Annotated in this window: 20 protein-coding genes and 2 tRNA genes; 14 read left to right on the forward strand and 8 right to left on the reverse strand. The window is 31.5% G+C overall.

Annotated elements, in window-relative coordinates:
- Positions 1-11: 11 nt before the first annotated feature.
- Together clpB and VCM48_RS02455 are read left to right on the forward strand one after the other, a co-directional pair.
- Positions 12-2615: an ATP-dependent chaperone ClpB gene (gene clpB / locus VCM48_RS02450; RefSeq protein ID WP_482271491.1), complete on the forward strand. Its 2604-nt coding sequence runs from the start codon at positions 12-14 to the stop codon at positions 2613-2615.
- Between the two features lie 140 nt (positions 2616-2755).
- Positions 2756-3184 (forward strand): Hsp20/alpha crystallin family protein, encoded by a 429-nt coding sequence (locus VCM48_RS02455; RefSeq protein WP_482271492.1) that lies wholly within the window; start codon positions 2756-2758, stop codon positions 3182-3184.
- Positions 3185-3274: 90 nt separating this feature from the next.
- Here VCM48_RS02455 and VCM48_RS02460 read toward each other — a convergent pair whose 3' ends face one another.
- Positions 3275-4003, reverse strand: a complete 729-nt coding sequence (locus VCM48_RS02460; protein ID WP_482271493.1) for a DUF6503 family protein — start codon at positions 4001-4003, stop codon at positions 3275-3277.
- Positions 4004-4136: 133 nt separating this feature from the next.
- The gene (locus VCM48_RS02465) at positions 4137-4772 is read right to left on the reverse strand and encodes an OmpW/AlkL family protein (protein WP_482271494.1); all 636 of its coding nucleotides are present in this window, start codon (positions 4770-4772) and stop codon (positions 4137-4139) included.
- A 121-nt stretch (positions 4773-4893) separates the two neighbouring features.
- On the opposite strand from VCM48_RS02465, the gene smpB reads away from it, so the two are divergent.
- The 5 genes from smpB to VCM48_RS02490 all read left to right on the forward strand — a co-directional run bounded on the left by smpB (position 4894) and on the right by VCM48_RS02490 (position 8535).
- A complete protein-coding gene (gene smpB, locus VCM48_RS02470) occupies positions 4894-5352 on the forward strand; it encodes an SsrA-binding protein SmpB (RefSeq protein WP_099214355.1) in 459 nt (152 codons plus the stop codon).
- Entirely contained in the window at positions 5352-6248 is an 897-nt protein-coding gene (locus VCM48_RS02475) for a UbiA prenyltransferase family protein (RefSeq protein WP_440121625.1), read from the forward strand. Before smpB ends, VCM48_RS02475 begins: the two co-directional genes overlap by 1 nt.
- Positions 6235-6816 carry a Maf-like protein gene (locus VCM48_RS02480; protein WP_482271495.1) on the forward strand — a complete coding sequence of 194 codons (582 nt, stop codon included), beginning with the start codon at positions 6235-6237 and terminating at the stop codon, positions 6814-6816. The genes VCM48_RS02475 and VCM48_RS02480 overlap by 14 nt, the downstream gene beginning before the upstream one ends.
- Before the next feature lie 54 nt (positions 6817-6870).
- A complete protein-coding gene (locus VCM48_RS02485; protein ID WP_274639932.1) occupies positions 6871-7821 on the forward strand; it encodes a transketolase family protein in 951 nt (316 codons plus the stop codon).
- A 111-nt stretch (positions 7822-7932) separates the two neighbouring features.
- On the forward strand, positions 7933-8535 hold the full coding sequence (locus VCM48_RS02490; protein WP_482271496.1) for a porin family protein: 603 nt from the start codon (positions 7933-7935) through the stop codon (positions 8533-8535).
- A gap of 68 nt (positions 8536-8603) precedes the next feature.
- Here the strand turns inward: VCM48_RS02490 and VCM48_RS02495 are convergent, their stop codons facing one another.
- Positions 8604-9473, reverse strand: a complete 870-nt coding sequence (locus VCM48_RS02495; RefSeq protein ID WP_274639934.1) for an FKBP-type peptidyl-prolyl cis-trans isomerase — start codon at positions 9471-9473, stop codon at positions 8604-8606.
- A gap of 79 nt (positions 9474-9552) precedes the next feature.
- On the opposite strand from VCM48_RS02495, the gene VCM48_RS02500 reads away from it, so the two are divergent.
- The gene (locus tag VCM48_RS02500; protein WP_274639935.1) at positions 9553-9942 is read left to right on the forward strand and encodes an RNA-binding S4 domain-containing protein; all 390 of its coding nucleotides are present in this window, start codon (positions 9553-9555) and stop codon (positions 9940-9942) included.
- A 30-nt stretch (positions 9943-9972) separates the two neighbouring features.
- On the forward strand, positions 9973-10476 hold the full coding sequence (locus VCM48_RS02505; protein WP_274639936.1) for a phosphoribosyltransferase family protein: 504 nt from the start codon (positions 9973-9975) through the stop codon (positions 10474-10476).
- On the opposite strand, the gene VCM48_RS02510 is transcribed toward VCM48_RS02505, so the two are convergent.
- A complete protein-coding gene (locus VCM48_RS02510; RefSeq protein WP_482271497.1) occupies positions 10468-10986 on the reverse strand; it encodes a shikimate kinase in 519 nt (172 codons plus the stop codon). The two genes, VCM48_RS02505 and VCM48_RS02510, sit on opposite strands and share 9 nt — an antisense overlap.
- A 107-nt stretch (positions 10987-11093) precedes the next feature.
- Here VCM48_RS02510 and VCM48_RS02515 point away from each other — a divergent pair.
- Together VCM48_RS02515 and VCM48_RS02520 are read left to right on the forward strand one after the other, a co-directional pair.
- A tRNA-Lys gene (locus VCM48_RS02515) sits at positions 11094-11166 on the forward strand.
- A gap of 38 nt (positions 11167-11204) precedes the next feature.
- Positions 11205-11287 (forward strand) — tRNA-Leu (locus VCM48_RS02520).
- 88 nt (positions 11288-11375) lie between these two features.
- On the opposite strand, the gene VCM48_RS02525 is transcribed toward VCM48_RS02520, so the two are convergent.
- Positions 11376-13094: a thiol-activated cytolysin family protein gene (locus VCM48_RS02525; protein WP_482271498.1), complete on the reverse strand. Its 1719-nt coding sequence runs from the start codon at positions 13092-13094 to the stop codon at positions 11376-11378.
- 223 nt (positions 13095-13317) lie between these two features.
- On the opposite strand from VCM48_RS02525, the gene VCM48_RS02530 reads away from it, so the two are divergent.
- From VCM48_RS02530 to VCM48_RS02540, 3 genes are all read left to right on the forward strand, one after another.
- A complete protein-coding gene (locus VCM48_RS02530) occupies positions 13318-14100 on the forward strand; it encodes a carboxypeptidase-like regulatory domain-containing protein (RefSeq protein ID WP_440121636.1) in 783 nt (260 codons plus the stop codon).
- Between the two features lie 103 nt (positions 14101-14203).
- Positions 14204-17872, forward strand: coding sequence for a phosphoribosylformylglycinamidine synthase (purL, locus tag VCM48_RS02535; RefSeq protein WP_482271499.1), 3669 nt, complete (start codon positions 14204-14206; stop codon positions 17870-17872).
- Between the two features lie 648 nt (positions 17873-18520).
- The gene (locus tag VCM48_RS02540) at positions 18521-18946 is read left to right on the forward strand and encodes a helix-turn-helix domain-containing protein (RefSeq protein WP_099214342.1); all 426 of its coding nucleotides are present in this window, start codon (positions 18521-18523) and stop codon (positions 18944-18946) included.
- 284 nt (positions 18947-19230) lie between these two features.
- On the opposite strand, the gene VCM48_RS02545 is transcribed toward VCM48_RS02540, so the two are convergent.
- The 3 genes from VCM48_RS02545 to sucD all read right to left on the reverse strand — a co-directional run bounded on the left by VCM48_RS02545 (position 19231) and on the right by sucD (position 21809).
- Positions 19231-19932 carry a hypothetical protein gene (locus VCM48_RS02545; RefSeq protein WP_482271500.1) on the reverse strand — a complete coding sequence of 234 codons (702 nt, stop codon included), beginning with the start codon at positions 19930-19932 and terminating at the stop codon, positions 19231-19233.
- A 75-nt stretch (positions 19933-20007) separates the two neighbouring features.
- Complete coding sequence (fabG, locus tag VCM48_RS02550; protein WP_125344947.1) at positions 20008-20754, reverse strand: 3-oxoacyl-[acyl-carrier-protein] reductase; 747 nt, start codon at positions 20752-20754, stop codon at positions 20008-20010.
- 182 nt (positions 20755-20936) lie between these two features.
- The gene (sucD, locus tag VCM48_RS02555; RefSeq protein WP_099214339.1) at positions 20937-21809 is read right to left on the reverse strand and encodes a succinate--CoA ligase subunit alpha; all 873 of its coding nucleotides are present in this window, start codon (positions 21807-21809) and stop codon (positions 20937-20939) included.
- Positions 21810-21837 lie beyond the last annotated feature (28 nt).

Consider the following 21837-nt stretch of genomic DNA (forward strand, 5'->3'; position numbering starts at 1 on the left):
AATAAAACGATATGAATTTTAACAATTATACAATAAAATCACAAGAAACCATACAGCAAGCGCAACAATTAGCGCAAAGTTATGGTAACAACCTTATAGAAAATGAACACATTTTCAAAGCTTTATTTTTAGTCGATGAAAATGTACTTCCTTTCATTTTAAAGAAACTTAATATAAATGTCGATGTTATACAGCAAGTATTAGATAAGCAATTAGAAAGCTTTTCTAAAGTTACTGGTGCTGATTTAATGCTTTCTCGTGAAGCTAATAAAACATTAAATGAAGCATCTATCATCGCTAAAAAAATGAACGATGAATATGTATCTATTGAACATTTAATCTTAGCTATTTTTAAATCTAAAAGTCAAATAGCACAAGTATTAAAAGACCAAGGTGTTACTGAAAAAAGTTTAAAAGCAGCTATTGAGGAGTTACGTAAAGGAAATCGTGTAACATCACAAAGTGCCGAAGAGACATACAACTCTTTAAATAAATATGCTAAAAACTTAAACCAGTTAGCACAAGACGGAAAATTAGATCCTGTAATTGGTCGTGATGAAGAAATTAGACGATTACTACAAATTTTATCGCGTAGAACTAAAAACAACCCAATTCTGGTTGGTGAACCTGGTACAGGTAAAACTGCAATAGCAGAAGGGTTAGCACATAGAATTATTAGAGGTGATGTTCCTGAAAATCTAAAAGAAAAACAAATTTTCTCCTTAGATATGGGAGCGTTAATTGCTGGAGCTAAGTATAAAGGTGAATTTGAAGAGCGTTTAAAATCTGTAGTAAAAGAAGTTACAAAGTCTGAAGGAGACATCGTGTTATTTATTGACGAAATCCACACTTTAGTTGGTGCAGGTGGTGGTCAAGGTGCAATGGATGCTGCTAATATTTTAAAACCTGCTTTAGCTCGTGGAGAATTGAGAGCTATTGGAGCTACAACTTTGGACGAGTATCAAAAATATTTTGAAAAGGATAAGGCTTTAGAGCGTCGTTTTCAGAAAGTAATGGTAGATGAACCTGATACTGAGAGTGCTATTTCTATTTTACGTGGTATTAAAGATAAATATGAAGCACATCATAAGGTTCGTGTTAAAGATGAGGCCATTATTGGTGCTGTAGAATTATCTCAACGCTATATTACAAATCGTTTTTTACCAGATAAAGCGATTGATTTAATGGACGAAGCAGCTTCTAAATTACGTATGGAAATTAATTCTAAACCAGAGGAGTTAGATGTGCTAGATCGTAAAATAATGCAGTTAGAAATCGAAATAGAGGCAATTAAACGTGAAAATGATGAAACTAAACTAAAATCTTTAAATGCCGATTTAGCTAATTTAAAAGAAGAACGTAATGAGATTAATGCAAAATGGCAATCAGAAAAAAGTGTTGTAGATACCATTCAGAACTTAAAGACTGATATTGAAAACTATAAACTTGAAGCTGAAAAAGCTGAGCGTAATGGTGATTATGGTAAGGTAGCTGAATTGCGTTATGGTAAGATTAAAGACGCACAAGAAGAGCTTGATAAACAACAAGAAGTTTTAGCTAATCAACAAGAAAACTCTTTAATTAAAGAAGAAGTTACCTATGATGACATTGCTGAAGTTGTAGCTAAATGGACGGGGGTTCCCGTAACTAAAATGTTACAGTCTGAACGTGAAAAGTTATTACTTTTAGAAGATGAGTTACACAAACGAGTAGTTGGTCAAGAAGAAGCCATCGAAGCCGTTTCTGATGCTGTACGCCGTTCTAGATCTGGTTTACAGAATCCTAATAAACCTATCGGCTCTTTTTTATTCCTAGGTACAACAGGAGTTGGTAAAACAGAGTTAGCAAAAGCACTTGCTGAATATTTATTTGATGATGAAAATGCTATGACTCGTATTGACATGAGTGAATATCAAGAACGTCATTCAGTAAGTAGATTAGTTGGTGCACCTCCTGGATATGTTGGTTATGATGAAGGTGGACAATTAACTGAAGCTGTTAGAAGAAAGCCGTATTCGGTTGTATTGTTAGATGAGATTGAAAAAGCGCACCCAGACACCTTTAACATCTTATTACAAGTACTAGATGAAGGTAGATTGACTGACAATAAAGGGCGTGTTGCTGATTTTAAAAACACTATCATTATTATGACCTCTAATATGGGAAGCCATATTATTCAAGAGAAATTTGATAATATGAAGGGAGACATCCATACAACTATGGACTTAGCAAAAACAGAAGTTTTAGGGTTGTTAAAACAATCCGTAAGACCTGAATTTCTGAATAGGATTGATGATATCATTATGTTCACTCCTTTATCTGAAGATAACATTAAAGAAATTGTAAAACTACAATTGAATAGTGTTAAAAAGATGATTGCACAACAAAATATAACATTTGATGCTACTGATGAAGCTATTGCTTACTTAGCCGTAAAAGGATATCAACCAGAATTTGGTGCACGTCCTGTAAAACGTGTAATTCAAAAAGAGGTTTTAAATCAATTATCTAAAGAAATATTATCAGGAAGAATAACTACAGATAGTATTATTTTACTAGATGCTTTTGATGATAAATTAGTCTTTAGAAATCAATCTGATTTAGTAGAAAAATAATTCTATATAAATATCTATAAATCAATTCAAAAAGTGACATTTTTTCGTTTTAAATAATGAAAAAATGTCACTTTTTTTAATTGGTATTTTTTTTGAGTTATAATTATTAAAATTAATGTTTAACTAAAAAATGTAAAGTTATGTTATTAAAGAGCACTGATTTTCCAGCATTACCAAATGTCTTTAATGATTTTTTTAGAGACTGGTCTACTTCAAATTTCTCGGATACAAATACTACATTACCAGCTGTAAACATTAAAGAAAATGAAAATGAGTTTACAGTTGATGTAGCTGCTCCTGGTATGAATAAGGAAGATTTTCAAGTAAACCTTGAAAATGATATTCTAACTATTTCATCTGAAAGAAAAGAGAATAAAGAAGATACGAACAACAACTATACACGAAAAGAATATAGTTATATGTCGTTTAAAAGAAGCTTTACACTACCTAAAGGTATTGTTAATAGTGAAAAGATTAAAGCTACCTATAAAAATGGCGAGCTAAAAATTAATATTCCAAAATTAGAAGCCGCAAAACCTAAACCTGCGAAACTAATTACAGTTGAATAAGTTAATTTTGTAATATTTTTTTTTAATTTAAAAAACCGAGTGTTCTTAAAAAGTCACTCGGTTTTCTATAGCTTTTAGTTACTAAAAATTCTAAAAAGTATCTACTTGTATATCTTCTAAAACAATTTCAGATAATTTCTTCAATTTACCTTCTTCGTATAGTTTATCAATAGTAAAAAAATCAATATCTTTATCTATAGGCTTGTAATTATTATAGTCAACAAAACGAATTCCTTTCACTATTTTTTCTTCTTTTACATCTCTAAAACGTACTCCTCCTCCATTTGTATGGTATTTGTACGCTAAGTAATTTAATTGAAAGTTATCTTTAGCAAACCAATAAATAAATACATCATCAAAATCTTCTCCCCCCCCCTCTTCAGTAAAAGTAACTCTAACCTTATAATATTGTTTTCCTTTAATAGTAACATCTTCAAGTAACTTTTTTTGAACAGCCTTATCATTTAACCCAATGGGTAATACTGAAAAATAATGAACTGAATTTACGGAGTTACTATAACGATTTTCATCTTTTTTAGATAATTCTATTAAACTATCGTTCACAAATCGTTCAAAAGCATCATTTGACAATATATCCTTTATTGTTACAGAATCATTTTTTATAACTCTAACTAGTTTAAATGTTCCTTTATCTCTAGTCGCTTCGTAGTGGTTTTTTCTAAAATTAAAAGATATAGTAGCGTTCTCTATTTCATTCAACTTAGAGTGCTCTATTGACTTATCAATTACTTCTTGGGCGGTAAATTTTGGTTTACACGAAACTATTAATAATAATAGAAAAATGTATAAATGTCGCATATAATTTTGTTTGTGTTCGTCGTTTATTAGCTAACAAATTTACACGTATTCATTAATTTTAATTGTTAAGTTTTACACAAAAAAATAGAGCTACGTAATTGTAGCTCTAAAAAAGGGGATTATAATTTATTGGTTAAAACCTCATGCCTACGCCAAAACCAATAAGTAAAGGGTTAATATCTACTTCTGCTGGTACTGTTGCTACACCTGCATTAACAGAAACATCTGTACTTAATCCTATATACTTAGCATCTACATTTAAAAACCAAGTATCATCTAAATCATAGTCAAAACCTAATTGTAGTGCATACCCAAAACCATTTTCATAATCTACATCTACTACAGCTCCTGGATCAGCATTGTAAAAAATAGTATAATTAACACCCGCTCCTACATAAGGCTTAAAATCACTTATATTAAAATGATATTGTAATGTTAGTGTTGGAGGTAACAACCATACATCTCCTAAATTAACGTTTCCTAAAGCTGTATTTACTGCTTTTACATCATGGTTTGCTGTACCTAAAATTAATTCAGCTGCTATATTTTCAGTAAAATAGTACGTAAAGTCAAGTTCAGGGATAAAACTTTCACCTATTTCAACATCTCCTCCAATAGTACCAATTGTTGCTGATTCGTTAGGTAAAACACTTACCCATCTAAAGCGCGCTTGCCATTTTTTAAAATCATTTGTTTTAGTAGTTTCCTGAGCATTTACATTACTAAAAAATAATGTTCCTAATACAATACTTAATATTATTTTTTTCATGATTATAAGTTTAAATTTTAAGCAAAATTACATTCCGCTCCTCCCATAAAACATGACTTAAATCATAGCTTAATAATTTTATTTAACAACTTAAAATTATAGTTATATTTGTGTTCTATTTATGCAAAAAAAGATCAACATACAGAATAAAAAAGCTCGTTTCGAATACGAGATAATAGATAAATACACAGCAGGAATTCAACTTACTGGTACTGAAATTAAATCTATAAGACAAAGTAAGGCTAGAATTACTGAAAGTTTTTGTGAATTCAATGACAAAGGAGAGCTTTTTGTGGTAAACATGTATATTGAAGAATATGCTTTTGGAAACCATTATAACCACAAACCTAAAAGTGAGCGTCGTTTATTATTAAATAAACGTGAATTGAAAAAACTAGAAAAAGAAGTTGAAGCTAAAGGTAGTACAATTGTCCCATTACGCTTATTTATTAATGAGAATGGTTGGGCAAAACTAGATATTGCTCTTGCTAAAGGAAAGAAAACCCATGATAAAAGACAAAGCATTAAAGATCGTGATAATAAACGTGATTTAGCCCGAATTAAAAAGGCTTATAATTAATGAATGATACTTTTTTAAATATCATACAATGGAAAAAAATTATATACTTTATTTTTATCCTATTCTTATTTAAGTTTTCTTTTTTACATGGTTATGGTTTTAAAACAACTCTTTCTTTCCTTGATTTAGGTTTGTTATCTATCTCTAGTGCTTTTTTACTAGCTTCTGGTTACTTGACCAGTTTTTTCTTTAGAAATACACAAAAAAAAACTAGACTCCCTTTACAAAAAGTAAAAAATCTATCCATTTACTTAATGCTAATAGGCATTATTGTAGGGTTATATTTATCTATAAAAGTAAACAAAGCTTGGTATGGACTTATATTTATAGCCTGCCCTATTATTGTATACCTTTACTCTAAAAACAACACTCAAAAAACTTTTTTTAGCAACATTGTTACGTCTTTTCTAAAACCTTTTGCACTACTTACTCTTTGGTGGTTTGATTTTCCTCTTAATTTATCGATAGAGCAATGGGAATTGTTTTACGACCTTCAACTAATAACTATCGCTTATGTAACCATTTCTTTTTTGAGTAATATCGTTGTTGAAATAATTATTGATATTATTAACGTAAATCAAGATAATTTAAACAAACAAAATACCCTTCCTGTTTTATTAGGACGAAAAAGGGCTAAAAACATTGCTTTAATGCTCTCTATAATAGGTTGCTTATTTGTATTTTCAATAGCAATTTCTTTTATTAAAAACAAGTTCATTTTCTCAACAATTATGTTACTAGGAACAATTCCTGAGCTATACTTTATTTACCGATTAATGCTAGCTTCTGAAGCTAAGGACTATAATGCTTTGCATAAAATTAGTTACGTTAATTTCCTTTTAGCCCTCTTAAGTGTTCCTACCATAGGTTATTATATAAAATATGTTATCAACTAAACTATCAAAATACTCCATTATTCTTGCTTCAAATTCACCTAGAAGACAAGAATTAATAAAAAGTTTAGACATTCCTTTTTCTATTAAAACAAAGGAAGTTGAAGAAATCTATCCTAAAGAGCTAAAACATTCAGAAATAACTGATTTTTTAGCTGATTTGAAAGCTACTCCTTTCAAAAAAGAATTAAAAGAAAACGAGTTGTTAATAACATCTGACACTATAGTATGGATAAACAAAAGAGCTTTAGGAAAACCTAAAAATTATGAAGAAGCATTTCAAATGCTTAAAGAGATATCAAATAACAAACATGAAGTTATTACTTCTATATGTATTACTGGTAAATCATTTCAAAAAACGGTGAATGATACCACTATTGTTAATTTCAGGGAACTATCAGACGAAGAAATTAACTACTATATAAACACTTATAAGCCTTTTGATAAAGCTGGTGCTTATGGTATTCAAGAATGGATTGGTAAAATAGGAATTACTAAAATTGAAGGAAGCTATTTTAACGTTATGGGATTTCCTATTCATAAACTTTACAAAGAATTATCAAAATTGTAGCTTTACATCTATATAAAAGATTATTTTTGACGCGTATTTACACAACACAAACTGATGAAAAAATATACTTATACTGAAAAAAAAGATACCCGTTCTGGGTTTGGTGATGGTTTAACTGAATTAGGACAAAAAAATCCTAATGTTGTAGCCTTATGTGCAGATTTAACAGGCTCATTGAAAATGAATGAGTTTGCTGAAAATCATCCAGAACGTTTTTATCAAGTAGGAATTGCTGAAGCAAACATGATAGGAATTGCAGCTGGATTAACAATTGGAGGAAAAATCCCTTTTACTGGTACATTCGCTAACTTTTCTACTGGTAGAGTTTATGACCAAATTCGTCAATCAGTTGCTTATTCTGATAAAAACGTAAAAATTTGTGCTTCTCACGCTGGATTAACTTTAGGTGAGGACGGAGCAACACACCAAATTTTAGAAGATATCGGATTAATGAAAATGCTGCCAGGAATGACTGTAATAAACACTTGTGATTATAGCCAAACTAAAGCTGCAACTTTAGCAATTGCAGAACATGAAGGTCCTGTATATTTACGTTTTGGGCGTCCAAAAGTACCAGTATTTATGACCGAACAACCTTTTGAAATAGGAAAAGCTATTCAACTTACCGAAGGTAACGATGTTACTATTGTTGCTACTGGTCATTTAGTTTGGGAAGCCTTACAAGCTGCTGAGCAATTAGAAGCCAAAGGTATTTCTGCAGAAGTAATAAATATTCATACAATCAAGCCATTAGATGAAGAAGCTATTTTAAAATCTGTTGCCAAAACAGGATGTATAGTTACTGCTGAAGAACATAATAAATATGGAGGCTTAGGAGAAAGTGTTGCTCGCTGTTTAGCTACTAATGTACCTACTCCACAAGAATTTGTTGCTGTAAATGATAGTTTTGGAGAATCTGCTACTCCAGATGAACTAATGAAAAAATATGGCTTAAATGATGAAGCCATAGTAAAAGCAGTTGAAAAAGTTATTTCTAGAAAATAAGAATATAAATAACCAAACAATAAATACATCACTTTTTAAGTTTAAAGTGATGTATTTTTTTATATAAAAAAGTAAATATTTAACCCAATTTAACAGTGTAAATTCATAACAATGAAAAAAGCAATTTTTATTTTATGCCTTCTAATAGGAGGCTCTCAATTAGCACAAAGCCAAATACAAGGAGGTATAAAAGGTGGTATCAACTACAACTCTGATTCTTTTTCTGATGTAAAAGACGACGTCTTTGGTGGAGCAAAAAGCAAAACAGGTTTTCACGCTGGTGCTTGGTTACGTATAAAATTACCTACTACAGGTTTATATATTAGACCTGAATTGGTATATACGCAATTAAGTAACGAAGTTCAATATAAGCCTACCGCTACAGTAACAACTTATGATATTCAAAAAATAGACGTTCCTGTTTTATTAGGATTTAACTTTTTAAAGGTAGGGCATGTTTTTGCAGGACCTTCTTTTCAGTATATTTTAGATTCTGATTTTGATATTGAAGACCTTAAACAAGTAGATTCTGATGGTTTTTCTGTTGGACTACAATTAGGTGCTGGTGTTGAACTTGGTAAGCTAGGTTTAGATGTACGTTGGGAAAGAGCTTTATCAGATACTGAAGCCGAATTTGTAGATTCTAATGTTGGAAACGTAAATTTTGATACTCGTGTAAATCAAATTATTGTTGGTTTATCATATAGATTCTAAAACATTTTAAAGTTAAATACAAAAAAAACCGAAGTTAAAACTTCGGTTTTTTTTATAACTTTTTATATCTAAAAAATGTCTCTATTTAAATAATCAGGTACATTAGGTTTATTTGGGTCACTAAAATCGTTTGCTGGATTTCCGTCTCCATTTTTGTCCTCATCTTTTGATAAAACACCGTCACCATCATCATCAGTATCTAAATAATTAGGCACACCGTCTCCGTCTGTATCATCATTTCTGGGATTTCCATCTCCATCTGGATCTTCGTTGATGGAAGCTACCCCATCTTGATCCTCATCAGTATCTGGAACCAAATCCCACAACTCGATATAAAACATCAATAAAGAATTTGGGGCTATAGTAGTTGTTCCTCTATTTGCATAAGCTAATCCAGAAGGTATAAACAAAATTCCTTTTCCTCCATTCTCATAATTAATAGGCCCATCATTTGTTACATTGTTTCCTCCTTTAAAATGAATAAAACTATAAGTCCAACCTCTAATAACATTGTTTAAAGAAAACCATGCAGTGTTTTTATCAAAATCTGGACTTAAACTGTCTTTTCTAACGATTCTTTGTCCCCTATATTTAGCATAAACAGAGTCCATTACCGTTGGAAACCCTTTGTCCTCATCTGGAGTACCTACTCTATTTACATAATAATAAAGTTTATAATTAATATCATTTTCAGTTACTTCTTTAGTCACCAACTTATCATCATCAAATAATGATGTTTCATTATTGGTAATAGGTTTAACTGAATCTAAAACCTCATTATAATAGTTATTCTTCAAAAATGTAACCAAAGAGTCATTATCAATTATAGCTTGTGCCTCATGGTCAAAATTATCAACGGGTGAATTGCTATCACTTCCACAAGCGTATAAAAGAGTACCTACAATGGCAGTACAAAGTAAATGTTTAAATTTTATCATTTAATTCTGAAATTTTAACGCGCAATTTACCATTTTTATACCTTTGTAAAAAACGAAACGATAAAAATTAACTTTTTATATGAGAATTGACAAATATTTGTGGTGTATTCGCTTATTTAAAACCCGTAGTATTGCCACAGATGCTTGTAAAAAAGGGCATGTTAAAATAGAGGGTACTAACCTTAAACCTTCAAAAGAAATATTTGGTAATGAAGAAATTACCATCCGTAAAAACCAAATAAATTACAAAATTAAAGTTATAGACATCCCTCCTAACCGCGTTGGGGCTAAATTGGTTGATTTATACAGAAAAGATTTAACCCCTAAAGAAGAGTTTGAAAAAACTGAGTTATTAAAATACGCTAAGGACTATTATCGTAAAAAAGGAACTGGACGTCCTACAAAAAAAGATCGTCGTGATATTGACGATTATTATGACGATTCTAATAAAAATGATGTTAATTTGTAATTCCAAATTAAGTTAAAATTAGCTAATAGAATGACTGAAGTAAATAATATCATCTTAAACAATACTCAGGTTGAACAAAAAATTCGTCGAATAGCCTTTCAAATCTATGAAAGTAATAGTAACGAAACGGAAATTATTATTGCTGGTATTGCTGATAATGGATATTTTTTAGCAGAAAAAATTTCAACTGTTTTAAGTCAGGTTTCTCCTATAAAAGTAACATTATGTAAAGTTTTTATTGATAAGAAAAAACCAATCAGTCCAATCACTACCTCTATAAGTAGTAAAGAGTACCAAAATAAAGCATTAGTTTTAGTCGATGATGTTTTAAACTCAGGTACCACCCTTATATATGGTGTTAAGCATTTTTTAGAAGTCCCTTTAAAACGATTTAAGACTGCTGTGTTAGTAAATAGAAACCACAAAAAATATCCTGTTAAGGCTGACTTTAAAGGTCTATCTTTATCTACATCTATTAAGGAACATGTAGTTGTTGAATTCAAAGCTAATGAAACAATTGCTTATTTAACTTAAAATTGATTGTAAACTATCCATAATTTCGTCAATACTTTTATCATCTACGGCTATCTTATATTTAGCTTGATTATAAAAATAGCTTCGTTCAAATAAGTGTTTTGCAACGAATTCTGCCAACTCTTCTTTATTTAAGCGAGCAACTAATGGACGTTTACTTTTTTCCTTTGTTAGCCTGTCTACAATAGTATTTATACTCGTCTTTAAATACACCGACCTCACGTCGTTAAAACTTAATAACACATCCATATTTCCTGCATAACAAGGTGTACCTCCTCCTAAAGACAATATAAAGCTCTTTTCTTGCTCCAAAAGCTCTTTTAAATATATATGTTCTTGCTTTCTAAAATAAATCTCTCCTTTCTGTTCAAAAATCTCAGAAACTGTTTTTTCTTCTTTTTTTTCGATATACTCATCTAAATCAACAAACGGAATTTCCATTTTTTCGGCTAAATTTCGTCCAATTGTCGATTTTCCACTCGCCATATATCCTAATAATACAATTTTCATAAACTAGTAATTAAGCAGTTACAAATATGAGTAAAAAATATTACAAAAAAGCTTTTTTGATTTAAAGAACAGTTGTATATTTGCAACCGCTTTCACAAAGAAGCAATGACCGGGTAGCTCAGTTGGTAGAGCATCTCCCTTTTAAGGAGAGGGTCCTGGGTTCGAGCCCCAGCCCGGTCACAAAAAGTTAAGCATTCCGCTTAACTTTTTTAGTTTATGCACGTATGGCGGAATTGGTAGACGCGCAGGCTTGAGGGGCTTGTTTCCAACGGAAGTGCAGGTTCGACTCCTGTTACGTGCACAAAAAAGCACAATACATTTTTGTATTGTGCTTTTTTTATTTATATAAGACAAGGAGACTAAAAAAAACCTCCTTGTGTTTAAGTTATTTAATTTAATATATATGTGTTATAGTCTAAATAACAAGTATCATCTTGAACTATAGTCCTTACTCCATTCCATGTTTGATTATGAAAACCATCTCCTACTGTATAATTATCTACATACGGATTGTGTCTTGTATAATCTTCCCATTTCTTTGAACTAAGATTATACTCATACTCATTATAAGCCTTTACTCCATCTCTATAAACATAACATCCAGAATCACATTCTCCTATTACAGAAACTATTCTAAAGCGCTCACCTGCTTTAGCCTTTACCATAAAGTCAATTACTTTTCCATCAGCTACGCTTCTTTTTTCGCCAAATCTATAATAGTCTAAACCTACATGATCTTCAATTCCGTACCCCCAATAAATTTTCTTTCCTGTTAAATACCAAGATCCTAGTTCTTGGTCATACTTTTCTACATAAAATCTACCGAAAAGCTCAGCTCCACTAGTTCCATGATCACTTCCATATAGAGCTACATTAGTTGGGTCTACTCTTATCTTATCATAATATACTAAATCACATTCTTTGATAATATACTCTAAATTTGAACTTACTTTAAAAGGTCTGTTATCGTAAGTATAATTTACTTTATAAGAAATCGGATACCCTGGATTATCAACTGATACCTCCGCTCCTTCTTTCAGAAAATCAACAACCCTATCTAAATTGTTAGCCATAGCTGCTAAAGATGATGCTATTCCAGAAGTAGCGTTTCCTCCCAATTGCTTAACTTTAACAGTAGATTCACTAAAAATTGATTTATACCTAGCTTCTAATTCTGCATTCACTTCTGTTCCTACTGATTTATAAGCAAAATTCAGAGCTGCTTCAACTTCTTTAGCACTACTACTAGATTCGTAAATTAACGTATATAGTTTACCATAAGTTACTGATTCTATATACGAAGACGGGTTTTGTTGATCTTCACTTACCTCTAAATAATCAGTAACATAAGGTTTTAACCTCTCTGGGGAAACATTATTATTTAACCAACCATTCTTTCCTATAATTCCTTCTTTAGGAGATACTGAAGCTGTAAAAAAACGTTGTTTCAAAGTAACTGCATATCTAGTTTTCTGGGTAGAGAAGTCTAACCCAAAACTACCTGACACATTTACACTAGGTCCAGAATATCCTGCATTTAAAGATAATTGAAATTGTTTTTCATCATGAATTCTTTGAATACTAATATCAAAACTAGCAGGAAAATTAGCTTTACTCTTATAGTAAGCATTTAAAATAGAGTTTAAATTATCTTGAACTTTTCCTGGTGTTGGTTCTTCAATTGTTCTTGATGTAGAAGCAGATGTTCCTGACAACACATTTACTCTTACCTCTAAAGGATTCCTATCTTCTCCAAAAATAGGTATAGACACTGGAGCTCCTTCTTGTATAGATCTCGCAGCTACCAAATTACCAGGCCATAGTAAAGAACTATTTGCATCCAAAATAAAGAAATCTGAATCTGTTTGAGTAAATGACACTTCTTTATCTACACAATTCTCTTCTACAGCTACTCCTTTAGCTTTGGAAAAAGTGTTATCATACAGTTCATTAATATTTAAATTATGAATACCATCTGGTGTATCCGGTGTTATAAATTGAGCTACTTGCTCTTTACTAGAATTTATTTCAGAATTATGTAATAGATCGTCGTTTTGACATGAAATAATTGAAAAGAGGGTTAATCCAAGTATTTTTAGATTTTTCATTTATTTATTTTTTAAATTTAATATTGTACTAATTAAGACCTCGAGGAGTAATTAAACAATCTCAAATACGTTTCCCCTACTTTTTTATTTATTTTTTTAAATTATCTCCACTTATTTATATTTTTATTTATCAATTATCATTAAAAACACACGCCTAACAAAATAATAATTAATTTCACAAATTATTAACTAGTACAAAGCCTATTATTCTTATTTTCGCCTTATGCAAAAACAATTATTATTTTTAGTAGCAATAGTATTTAGTATATCTATTCAAGCACAAGACAAACTAAAAGGACAAATAATAGACTCCGAGTCTAAAAAACCTTTGAGTGCGGCTCATATCTTAAACCTTAACAGTGTTGTAGGTACTATAACAAATGAAAAAGGGCTTTTTAATCTTGTTGCACAAGCAAATGATACTGTATTGGTTTCTTATTTAGGGTACTCCTCAATAAAACTAAAAATTACAAATGACCTTTTAAAAGGGAATGAAGTTGTAATCTCTTTAGAAGAAAAACCTGAAGAAGTAAAGGAAGTAGTTATTAAATCTACTGAACTTATCGGAGTACTAGAAGTAGATATTAAACAAGTTCCAAAAGATCGCTTTACAAGAATACATATTAATGGACTTCCTCAAACTTATGAAGTTGGAAGACCTCAAAAAATCTCCTCTCCTATTGCTAAGTTATTAAATCCAGTTGATTTAGTATATAACCTCTTTGGTAAAAAGCCTAAACAGCTTAAAAAACTAAAAAAACTTAAAAAGGAAGATGATTTACGAAAAATGCTAGCAGGTAAGTTTGATCGCGAGGTTATGATGGAATACCTAGAAATGGATAGAGCTGAATTAAATAAACTACTGTCTGATTGTAACTACTCTGAATATTTTATAAAAAAAGCTAGTGACTTGCAATTAATAGAAGCTGTCTTAAACTGTTACGAAAATTATAAAACAACAAAAAAAGGAAAAATAGAGAGGAATAGAATACCTGATAAAAATTAATAAAAAAGCAGCTGAAATTTTGCTGCTTTTTTTATGCTTCTATTTCATCCAAAAGAATTAAATTTACGCCTTTAAAACAACACACAAACACAACTATAACATAATGATTCATTTCTTTGGAAACGTAAACAGTAAAGTATTTGCTGTTCAAACAACAGAAGAATTAACATCTGAAACAATTTCGAAGTTAACTTGGTTATTTGGCAACCAACCGAAAATAAACGCGGCGTCTCTTGACGCCTTTTTTGTTGGGCCTAGAGCAGCTATGATTACTCCTTGGAGTACCAACGCTGTTGAAATTTCTCAAAACATGGGGATTTCTGGAATCATCAGAATTGAAGAATTCGAAGCAGTTTCTGACGATTTTTCTGATTTTGACCCAATGATTTCTCAAAAGTTTAGTGGATTAAACCAAGAAACTTTTACTATCAATATTAAACCTGAACCAATTTTAGAAATTGATGACATCGCTACTTATAATGAGCAAGAAGGGTTGGCTTTAAGTGATGAAGAAATTACTTACTTAGAAGAAGTTGCTACTAAAATTGGTAGAAAATTAACCGATTCTGAAGTATTTGGATTCTCTCAAGTAAACTCAGAGCACTGTCGTCATAAAATATTTAACGGAACTTTTGTTATTGACGGTGAAGAGATGCCTACTTCCCTATTTAAATTAATTAAAGAAACATCAAAACAAAATCCAAATGATATTGTTTCTGCATATAAAGACAATGTTGCTTTTGTAAAAGGACCAAAAGTGGAGCAATTTGCTCCGAAAAGTGCAGACAAACCAGATTTTTACGAAACAAAAGAGTTTGAATCTGTTATTTCATTAAAAGCTGAAACACACAACTTCCCTACTACTGTAGAACCTTTTAATGGTGCAGCTACAGGGTCAGGTGGAGAAATTCGCGATAGATTAGCTGGTGGAAAAGGATCTTTACCATTGGCTGGAACTGCTGTTTATATGACTTCTTATTCTCGTTTAGAAGAGAATCGTCCTTGGGAAAAAGGAATGGATGAACGTAAATGGTTATACCAAACTCCAATGGATATCTTAATCAAAGCATCTAATGGAGCTTCTGATTTTGGTAATAAATTCGGTCAACCATTAATCTGTGGTTCTGTCTTAACTTTTGAACATGAAGAAGATGCTCGCAAACTTGGTTTCGACAAAGTAATTATGCAGGCTGGAGGAATTGGATATGGTAAAAAAGAGCAAGCATTAAAAGATACTCCACAAGAAGGAGATAAAATAGTTATTCTTGGAGGTGAAAACTACCGTATTGGTATGGGAGGAGCTGCAGTTTCTTCTGCTGATACTGGAGAATTTTCTTCAGGAATAGAATTAAACGCTGTTCAACGTTCAAATCCAGAGATGCAAAAACGTGCTGCCAATGCTGTTCGTGGTATGGTAGAAAGTGATGAAAACTATATTGTTTCAATTCACGATCATGGAGCTGGTGGACACTTAAACTGTTTATCTGAATTAGTGGAAGATACTGGTGGAAACATCGATTTAGATAAATTACCAGTAGGTGACCCTACTCTATCTGATAAAGAGATTATTGGTAATGAATCTCAAGAGCGTATGGGTTTAGTGATTGCTGAAAAGCATATTGATACCCTTAATAAGATTGCTGAACGTGAACGTTCACCAATGTACACTGTTGGTGATGTTACTGGTGACCATCGCTTTACTTTTGAATCTAAAACCAACGGTAATAAACCAATGGATTTAGCTTTAGAAGATATGTTTGGTAGTTCTCCAAAAACGATTATGACTGATAAAACAGTAGATCGTAATTACGCTGACGTTGAGTATTCTAAAGAAAACTTTACCCAATATTTAGAGCAGGTACTACAATTAGAAGCCGTAGCCTGTAAAGATTGGTTAACCAACAAAGTTGACCGTTGTGTTGGAGGAAAAGTAGCGAAGCAACAATGTGTGGGTTCTTTACAAATTCCATTGAACAATGTAGGTGTGATGGCGTTAGATTATAAAGGTAAAGAAGGTATTGCTACTACAATAGGGCACTCTCCTATTTCAGGATTAATTGATCCAGAAGCAGGAAGTAAAAACTCAATCGCTGAAGCTTTAACCAATATTGTATGGGCTCCTTTAAAAGATGGTTTACAATCAGTTTCTTTATCTGCAAACTGGATGTGGCCTTGTAAAAATGAAGGTGAAGATGCTCGTTTATACGAAGCGGTAAAAGCAGTTTCTGAATTTGCTATTGATTTAGGAATCAATGTTCCCACAGGAAAAGATTCGTTATCAATGAAACAGAAATACCCTAATGAAGAAGTAATTTCTCCAGGTACTGTGGTTATTTCTGCTGCAGCTAATTGTAACGATATCAATAAAGTTGTAGAACCTGTTTTACAACCAAATAAGGGAAATATCTATTATATTAATTTATCGCAAGATGAATTTAAATTAGGCGGAAGTTCGTTTGCACAAATCCTAAATAAATTAGGAAACTCCGCTCCTACTATAACGAATAATAAATTCTTTAAATCAGCATTTAATGTATTGCAGAATTTAATAAAAGAAGGAAAAATCGTTGCTGGACATGATGTTGCCTCTGGAGGATTAATCACTACGTTATTGGAATTGTGTTTTGCCGATGTAAATACTGGCGCCAACCTAGATTTGTCTGCTTTAAGCGAAGCTGATAGTATTAAATTGCTATTTGCTGAAAATTCAGGAATTGTTTTCCAAGCAGTAGATGCTTCTGTAGAACAAATTTTAGTAGATAATAATATTGAATTCTTCAAAATAGGTTCAGTTACTGAATCTGACAGATTAAATATTAAAAACGGAACTGATATTTTTGCTTTGTCTGTTGCTGAGCTAAGAGATACTTGGTATAAAACTTCGTATTTATTAGACCAAAAACAAACAGCTAATGGTTTAGCTAAAGATCGTTTTGATAATTACAAGAATCAACCATTAAAATACACATTCCCAACTCATTTCACTGGAAAGCTTGCTGATACTGTAGGTACTGTAAAAAACAGACCAAAAGCTGCTATTATTCGAGAGAAAGGTTCAAACTCAGAACGAGAAATGGCTAATGCTATGTATTTAGCCGGTTTTGATGTAAAAGATGTTCACATGACCGATTTAATTTCTGGTCGTGAAACGTTAGAAGATATACAGTTCATTGGTGCAGTTGGAGGATTTTCTAATTCAGATGTTTTAGGTTCAGCAAAAGGATGGGCCGGAGCATTCTTATATAATGAAAAAGCAAATACTGCTTTGAAAAATTTCTTTAAAAGAGAAGATACGCTTTCAGTAGGTATTTGTAACGGATGTCAGTTGTTTATGGAGTTAGAATTAATTAATCCAGAACATAACGAACATGGTAAAATGCTTCATAATGAATCTAAGAAACACGAAAGTTCGTTTACATCTGTAAAAGTTCAAGAAAATAATTCAGTAATGTTATCTAGTTTAGCGGGAACTGAATTAGGGGTTTGGATTTCTCATGGAGAAGGAAAATTCAATTTACCAGAAACTGAAAACAATTATAATATTGTTGCGAAGTATGGTTATGAAGGATATCCTAATAATCCAAATGGATCAGATTATAACACAGCAATGATGTGTGACAAAACTGGTCGTCATTTAGTAACAATGCCACATATTGAACGTTCAACTTTCCAATGGAATTGGGCTTATTACCCACAAGACAGACAAGATGAAGTTTCTCCTTGGTTAGAAGCTTTTGTAAACGCAAGAAAATGGATAGAGAATAAAAAGTAAGTATAAATACTACTTTATCGTATAATATAAAGCACTCTGTAAACAGGGTGCTTTCTTTTTTTTACAAAAGTAAACAAATGATTTATTAATTCACATTTGTTAATAAGTTGTTTTTAATTACAATTGTAATAAACTTCCTGAATTATAACTATTACAACACTATTTTATACATATAGAAGTATAATTAGCTCTTTTTAATTATCAAGCTTATAAACTAAATAGTTTTAAAGTGATTATATAAGCTGAATGCGATTTTTACACTGATTTTAAAGGATTTAAATAAAACTATGAAAAGAAGTCTATTATTTAGCGTTATTATTTATTTTAAAAGCATAAAACAAGCTATTAATAAGCCAAGAAAGGTATTATAATGATTATTGTTAGGTTAGGTTACATTATTAAACACCCTAAAGACCTGTGTTTTAACAATTACAATTGTAATCGAGCAAATTCATCTACTATATAATATTTTTCTATACTTAAAACATAAACAACTGTATTTAAGCGAGTTATATATTGTTATCTGAAGTGTTTTATGGTATTTATTTTGGTGGAGTTGAAAAAAAATGTATTTTTTCTTGTTTACAATTATAAAACAATATATATTTACAAACGTAAACAACCCCTAATGTTTACATAAGTAAACAAATGATAGAAAGACTAAAACTAATATTAGATTATTACAATTTATCGGCGTCAAGTTTTGCAGATAAAATTGATGTACCAAGGTCTAGCATTTCTCACCTATTATCAGGAAGAAATAAACCGAGTCTAGATTTTATTATAAAAGTTGAAACGGCTTTTGATGAAGTTGACCTTAATTGGTTAGTATATGGTAAAGGCTATTTTCCAAAAAATACAGAAAATCACAAAAAAGAGATAAAAATAGAGAAAAGTGAAGCTCCTTCTCTGTTTAATGAAAATCCTGTATTTGACCAAGAACCCGAAAAAAAATCAAATACGCAATTCTCAGAGAACCCTTCAAAACAAAAAGAATCTGCCGCTTTTAGAGAAATTAAAAACATTTTGGTTTTATATGACGATGGAACCTTTGAAGATTACAAAAAAAGATAATAGTATAAATGATTCCCTAACAATCCCCTAAGAATTTAATGTGCTATAAAATTCAAATAACCCTCGGTATTTGTTTCCCCTTACAAACCGTTTGGATTTTATAAATCATTAATAACTAAACTCCCCTAAGACTTATTTCCCCCTTTGAGTTGAGTTTAGAAATTGTCCCCCAAGGCAACCCCTCGTGCTTGCCCCCTTACAAGCAAATCAACCCCTTAAAATAGAAGAAGCCTGTATTATAAAAATAATACAGGCTTTTTTTTGATTGAGTTTATTCTAATAAATTATTTTCCAAATCCTCCGCTTCCAGCATCACAAGGATAAAAAACTTTACTTATCTGTTTGACACAACCTCCATCTGTATTAATTGTAGCTGTTAAAGTAAATGGATCTAAACTTGCTGCTGCTACATGAACTTGAGAAGCTCCTGATTGATATGTAATTGTCCCATAATTTACTGACCAAGTAACATCTTCATTATCACCTGCATAATTTAAATAGTATCTACCATATGGGTGAGACGCTGGATAACATGCTTCAATAGTTTCTACAATTGTTCCAGAAACTCCTGTGCATGGATCAGGACAATCTCCCTGTGATAATGTAAGAGTTTCTCCGCAATAAGTGTTGTTTGGGTCACTGTATTCATAAATAGAGACTTTTAGTTCTCCTCCAGTAAAATTAGCGACATCAAAACTAACTATAGCTGTTTGATTTGTGCTACTCCCAACAATACTCATACTTCCTGATAAAACTTGCCAGCTAATTACAGGATTATTAAAACCCTGAAGGCTAACTGAATAAGTCACTTGATTTCCATAAGTGGACACCTCGGTGATAGTACATCCAGTTCTTGCGCTTCTTTTTACGTCATCATCAATAGTTACTTCTGACTGTAATCCATTGGTTAAAGAATTTTCATTTTCAGAACAAGATGTTAATACTATCACAAAAATAAACATTAACATTTTAATTAAGTTTTTCATAATAATTTAAGTTTAAAATTAAAAAGTACTAATCTAACTTATAAAAATTATTATAAAAAACTCAATATGTTAACACTATGTTAACATTCCTCCGTCAACTGATAATGTTTGACCAGTAATATATGAACTCATATCAGACGCTAAGAATACACAAGCATTTGCAATATCTTCTGGAGTACCTCCTCTTTTTAAAGGAATTTCGTTTCTCCAACCCTCAACAACTTTTTCGTCTAATTTTGCTGTCATCTCAGTTTCGATAAAACCTGGAGCAACTACGTTACTACGGATATTACGAGAACCTAATTCTAATGCTACTGATTTTGAGAATCCTAAAATTCCCGCTTTTGAAGCTGCATAATTTGCTTGACCAGCATTTCCTTTTAATCCAACTACAGAACTCATATTAATAATTGATCCTGCACGCTGCTTCATCATCGGACGAATTACTGCTTTTGTTAAATTGAAAACTGATTTTAAGTTTACTTCAATTACCTTATCAAAATCATCTTCTGAGATACGCATTAACAAATTATCTTTTGTAATACCTGCATTGTTTACCAATACATCAATGGTTCCGAATTCTTCCAAAACGTTTTTTGCTAACTCTTGAGCTGCATCAAATTCTGCTGCGTTTGATTGATATCCTTTAGCTTTTACTCCTAATTCTTTCAATTCATTTTCTAAAGCAGTTGCTGCCTCAACAGAAGAGTTATAAGTAAATGCAACATTACATCCTTGGTTTGCAAACTCTAATGCAATTCCTCTACCAATTCCTCTAGTAGCTCCAGTAATAATTGCAGTTTTATTTTCTAAAAGTTTCATTTATTAGTTGTTTTAATCGCAGGGCGATAGTCAAGGGATTTATTCCCAAAAGCTTGCCTCTAAATTCTTACATTTTTTTTGAATACCCAAGATACTTACATCTGGGTAGTTTAATGGATTCAAATATAAAAATAAATTCCCGTTAAAAACGGGAATTTATTCTAATATGTATTATGTGTTTATTATGCTAAAACCTTAGCTACCATTTCTCCAATTTTAGCAGGAGACTCTACAACGTGTACTCCATTTTCAGCTAAAATTTTCATTTTTGCTTGAGCTGTATCATCAGCACCACCGACGATAGCACCTGCATGTCCCATTGTTCTACCAGCTGGAGCAGTCTGTCCTGCGATAAAACCAACAACTGGTTTTCTATTTCCATCAGCTTTAATCCAACGAGCAGCTTCAGCTTCTAAGTTACCACCAATCTCACCAATCATAACGATTGCTTCAGTTTCGTCATCATTCATTAATAACTCAACAGCTTCTTTTGTAGTCGTTCCAATAATTGGATCTCCTCCAATACCAATAGCGGTAGTAATTCCGTATCCTTGTTTTACAACTTGATCCGCAGCTTCATAAGTTAAAGTTCCCGATTTAGAAACAATACCTACTTTACCTTTTTTAAAGATAAATCCTGGCATAATTCCTACTTTTGCTTCTTCTGGAGTAATCACACCTGGACAGTTAGGTCCTACTAAAGTACAATCTAATTGGTCAATATAAGCTTTTACTTTTACCATGTCAGCAGTAGGAATTCCTTCAGTAATACAAATGATTACTTTGATCCCAGCTTCAGCAGCTTCCATAATAGCGTCAGCAGCAAATGCTGGTGGCACAAAAATAATTGAAGTATCTGCTCCTGCTTTTTGCACAGCTTCATCAACTGTATTAAAAACTGGTTTACCTAAATGCTCTTGACCTCCTTTACCTGGTGTTACACCTCCAACTACGTTTGTTCCGTAATCGATCATTTGGCCAGCGTGGAAAGTACCTTCGCTTCCTGTAAAACCTTGAACTATAATTTTTGAATCTTTATTTACTAAAACACTCATTGGTTTGCTTTTTATTATTTTTTTAAGA

The sequence above is a fragment of the Tenacibaculum sp. DPLXC6 genome, from assembly GCF_056815515.1.

Coding starts and splice junctions, on each gene's coding strand:
- VCM48_RS02530 (WP_440121636.1), top strand. CDS start 13,318: ATGCAAAAACAATTATTATTTTTAGTAGCAATAGTATTTAGTATATCT.
- VCM48_RS02490 (WP_482271496.1), top strand. CDS start 7,933: ATGAAAAAAGCAATTTTTATTTTATGCCTTCTAATAGGAGGCTCTCAA.
- VCM48_RS02495 (WP_274639934.1), bottom strand. CDS start 9,473: ATGATAAAATTTAAACATTTACTTTGTACTGCCATTGTAGGTACTCTT.
- VCM48_RS02510 (WP_482271497.1), bottom strand. CDS start 10,986: ATGAAAATTGTATTATTAGGATATATGGCGAGTGGAAAATCGACAATT.
- VCM48_RS02455 (WP_482271492.1), top strand. CDS start 2,756: ATGTTATTAAAGAGCACTGATTTTCCAGCATTACCAAATGTCTTTAAT.
- VCM48_RS02500 (WP_274639935.1), top strand. CDS start 9,553: ATGAGAATTGACAAATATTTGTGGTGTATTCGCTTATTTAAAACCCGT.
- VCM48_RS02525 (WP_482271498.1), bottom strand. CDS start 13,094: ATGAAAAATCTAAAAATACTTGGATTAACCCTCTTTTCAATTATTTCA.
- smpB (WP_099214355.1), top strand. CDS start 4,894: ATGCAAAAAAAGATCAACATACAGAATAAAAAAGCTCGTTTCGAATAC.
- sucD (WP_099214339.1), bottom strand. CDS start 21,809: ATGAGTGTTTTAGTAAATAAAGATTCAAAAATTATAGTTCAAGGTTTT.
- VCM48_RS02480 (WP_482271495.1), top strand. CDS start 6,235: ATGTTATCAACTAAACTATCAAAATACTCCATTATTCTTGCTTCAAAT.
- VCM48_RS02475 (WP_440121625.1), top strand. CDS start 5,352: ATGAATGATACTTTTTTAAATATCATACAATGGAAAAAAATTATATAC.
- purL (WP_482271499.1), top strand. CDS start 14,204: ATGATTCATTTCTTTGGAAACGTAAACAGTAAAGTATTTGCTGTTCAA.
- VCM48_RS02465 (WP_482271494.1), bottom strand. CDS start 4,772: ATGAAAAAAATAATATTAAGTATTGTATTAGGAACATTATTTTTTAGT.
- VCM48_RS02505 (WP_274639936.1), top strand. CDS start 9,973: ATGACTGAAGTAAATAATATCATCTTAAACAATACTCAGGTTGAACAA.
- VCM48_RS02460 (WP_482271493.1), bottom strand. CDS start 4,003: ATGCGACATTTATACATTTTTCTATTATTATTAATAGTTTCGTGTAAA.
- clpB (WP_482271491.1), top strand. CDS start 12: ATGAATTTTAACAATTATACAATAAAATCACAAGAAACCATACAGCAA.
- VCM48_RS02485 (WP_274639932.1), top strand. CDS start 6,871: ATGAAAAAATATACTTATACTGAAAAAAAAGATACCCGTTCTGGGTTT.
- VCM48_RS02540 (WP_099214342.1), top strand. CDS start 18,521: ATGATAGAAAGACTAAAACTAATATTAGATTATTACAATTTATCGGCG.
- VCM48_RS02545 (WP_482271500.1), bottom strand. CDS start 19,932: ATGAAAAACTTAATTAAAATGTTAATGTTTATTTTTGTGATAGTATTA.
- fabG (WP_125344947.1), bottom strand. CDS start 20,754: ATGAAACTTTTAGAAAATAAAACTGCAATTATTACTGGAGCTACTAGA.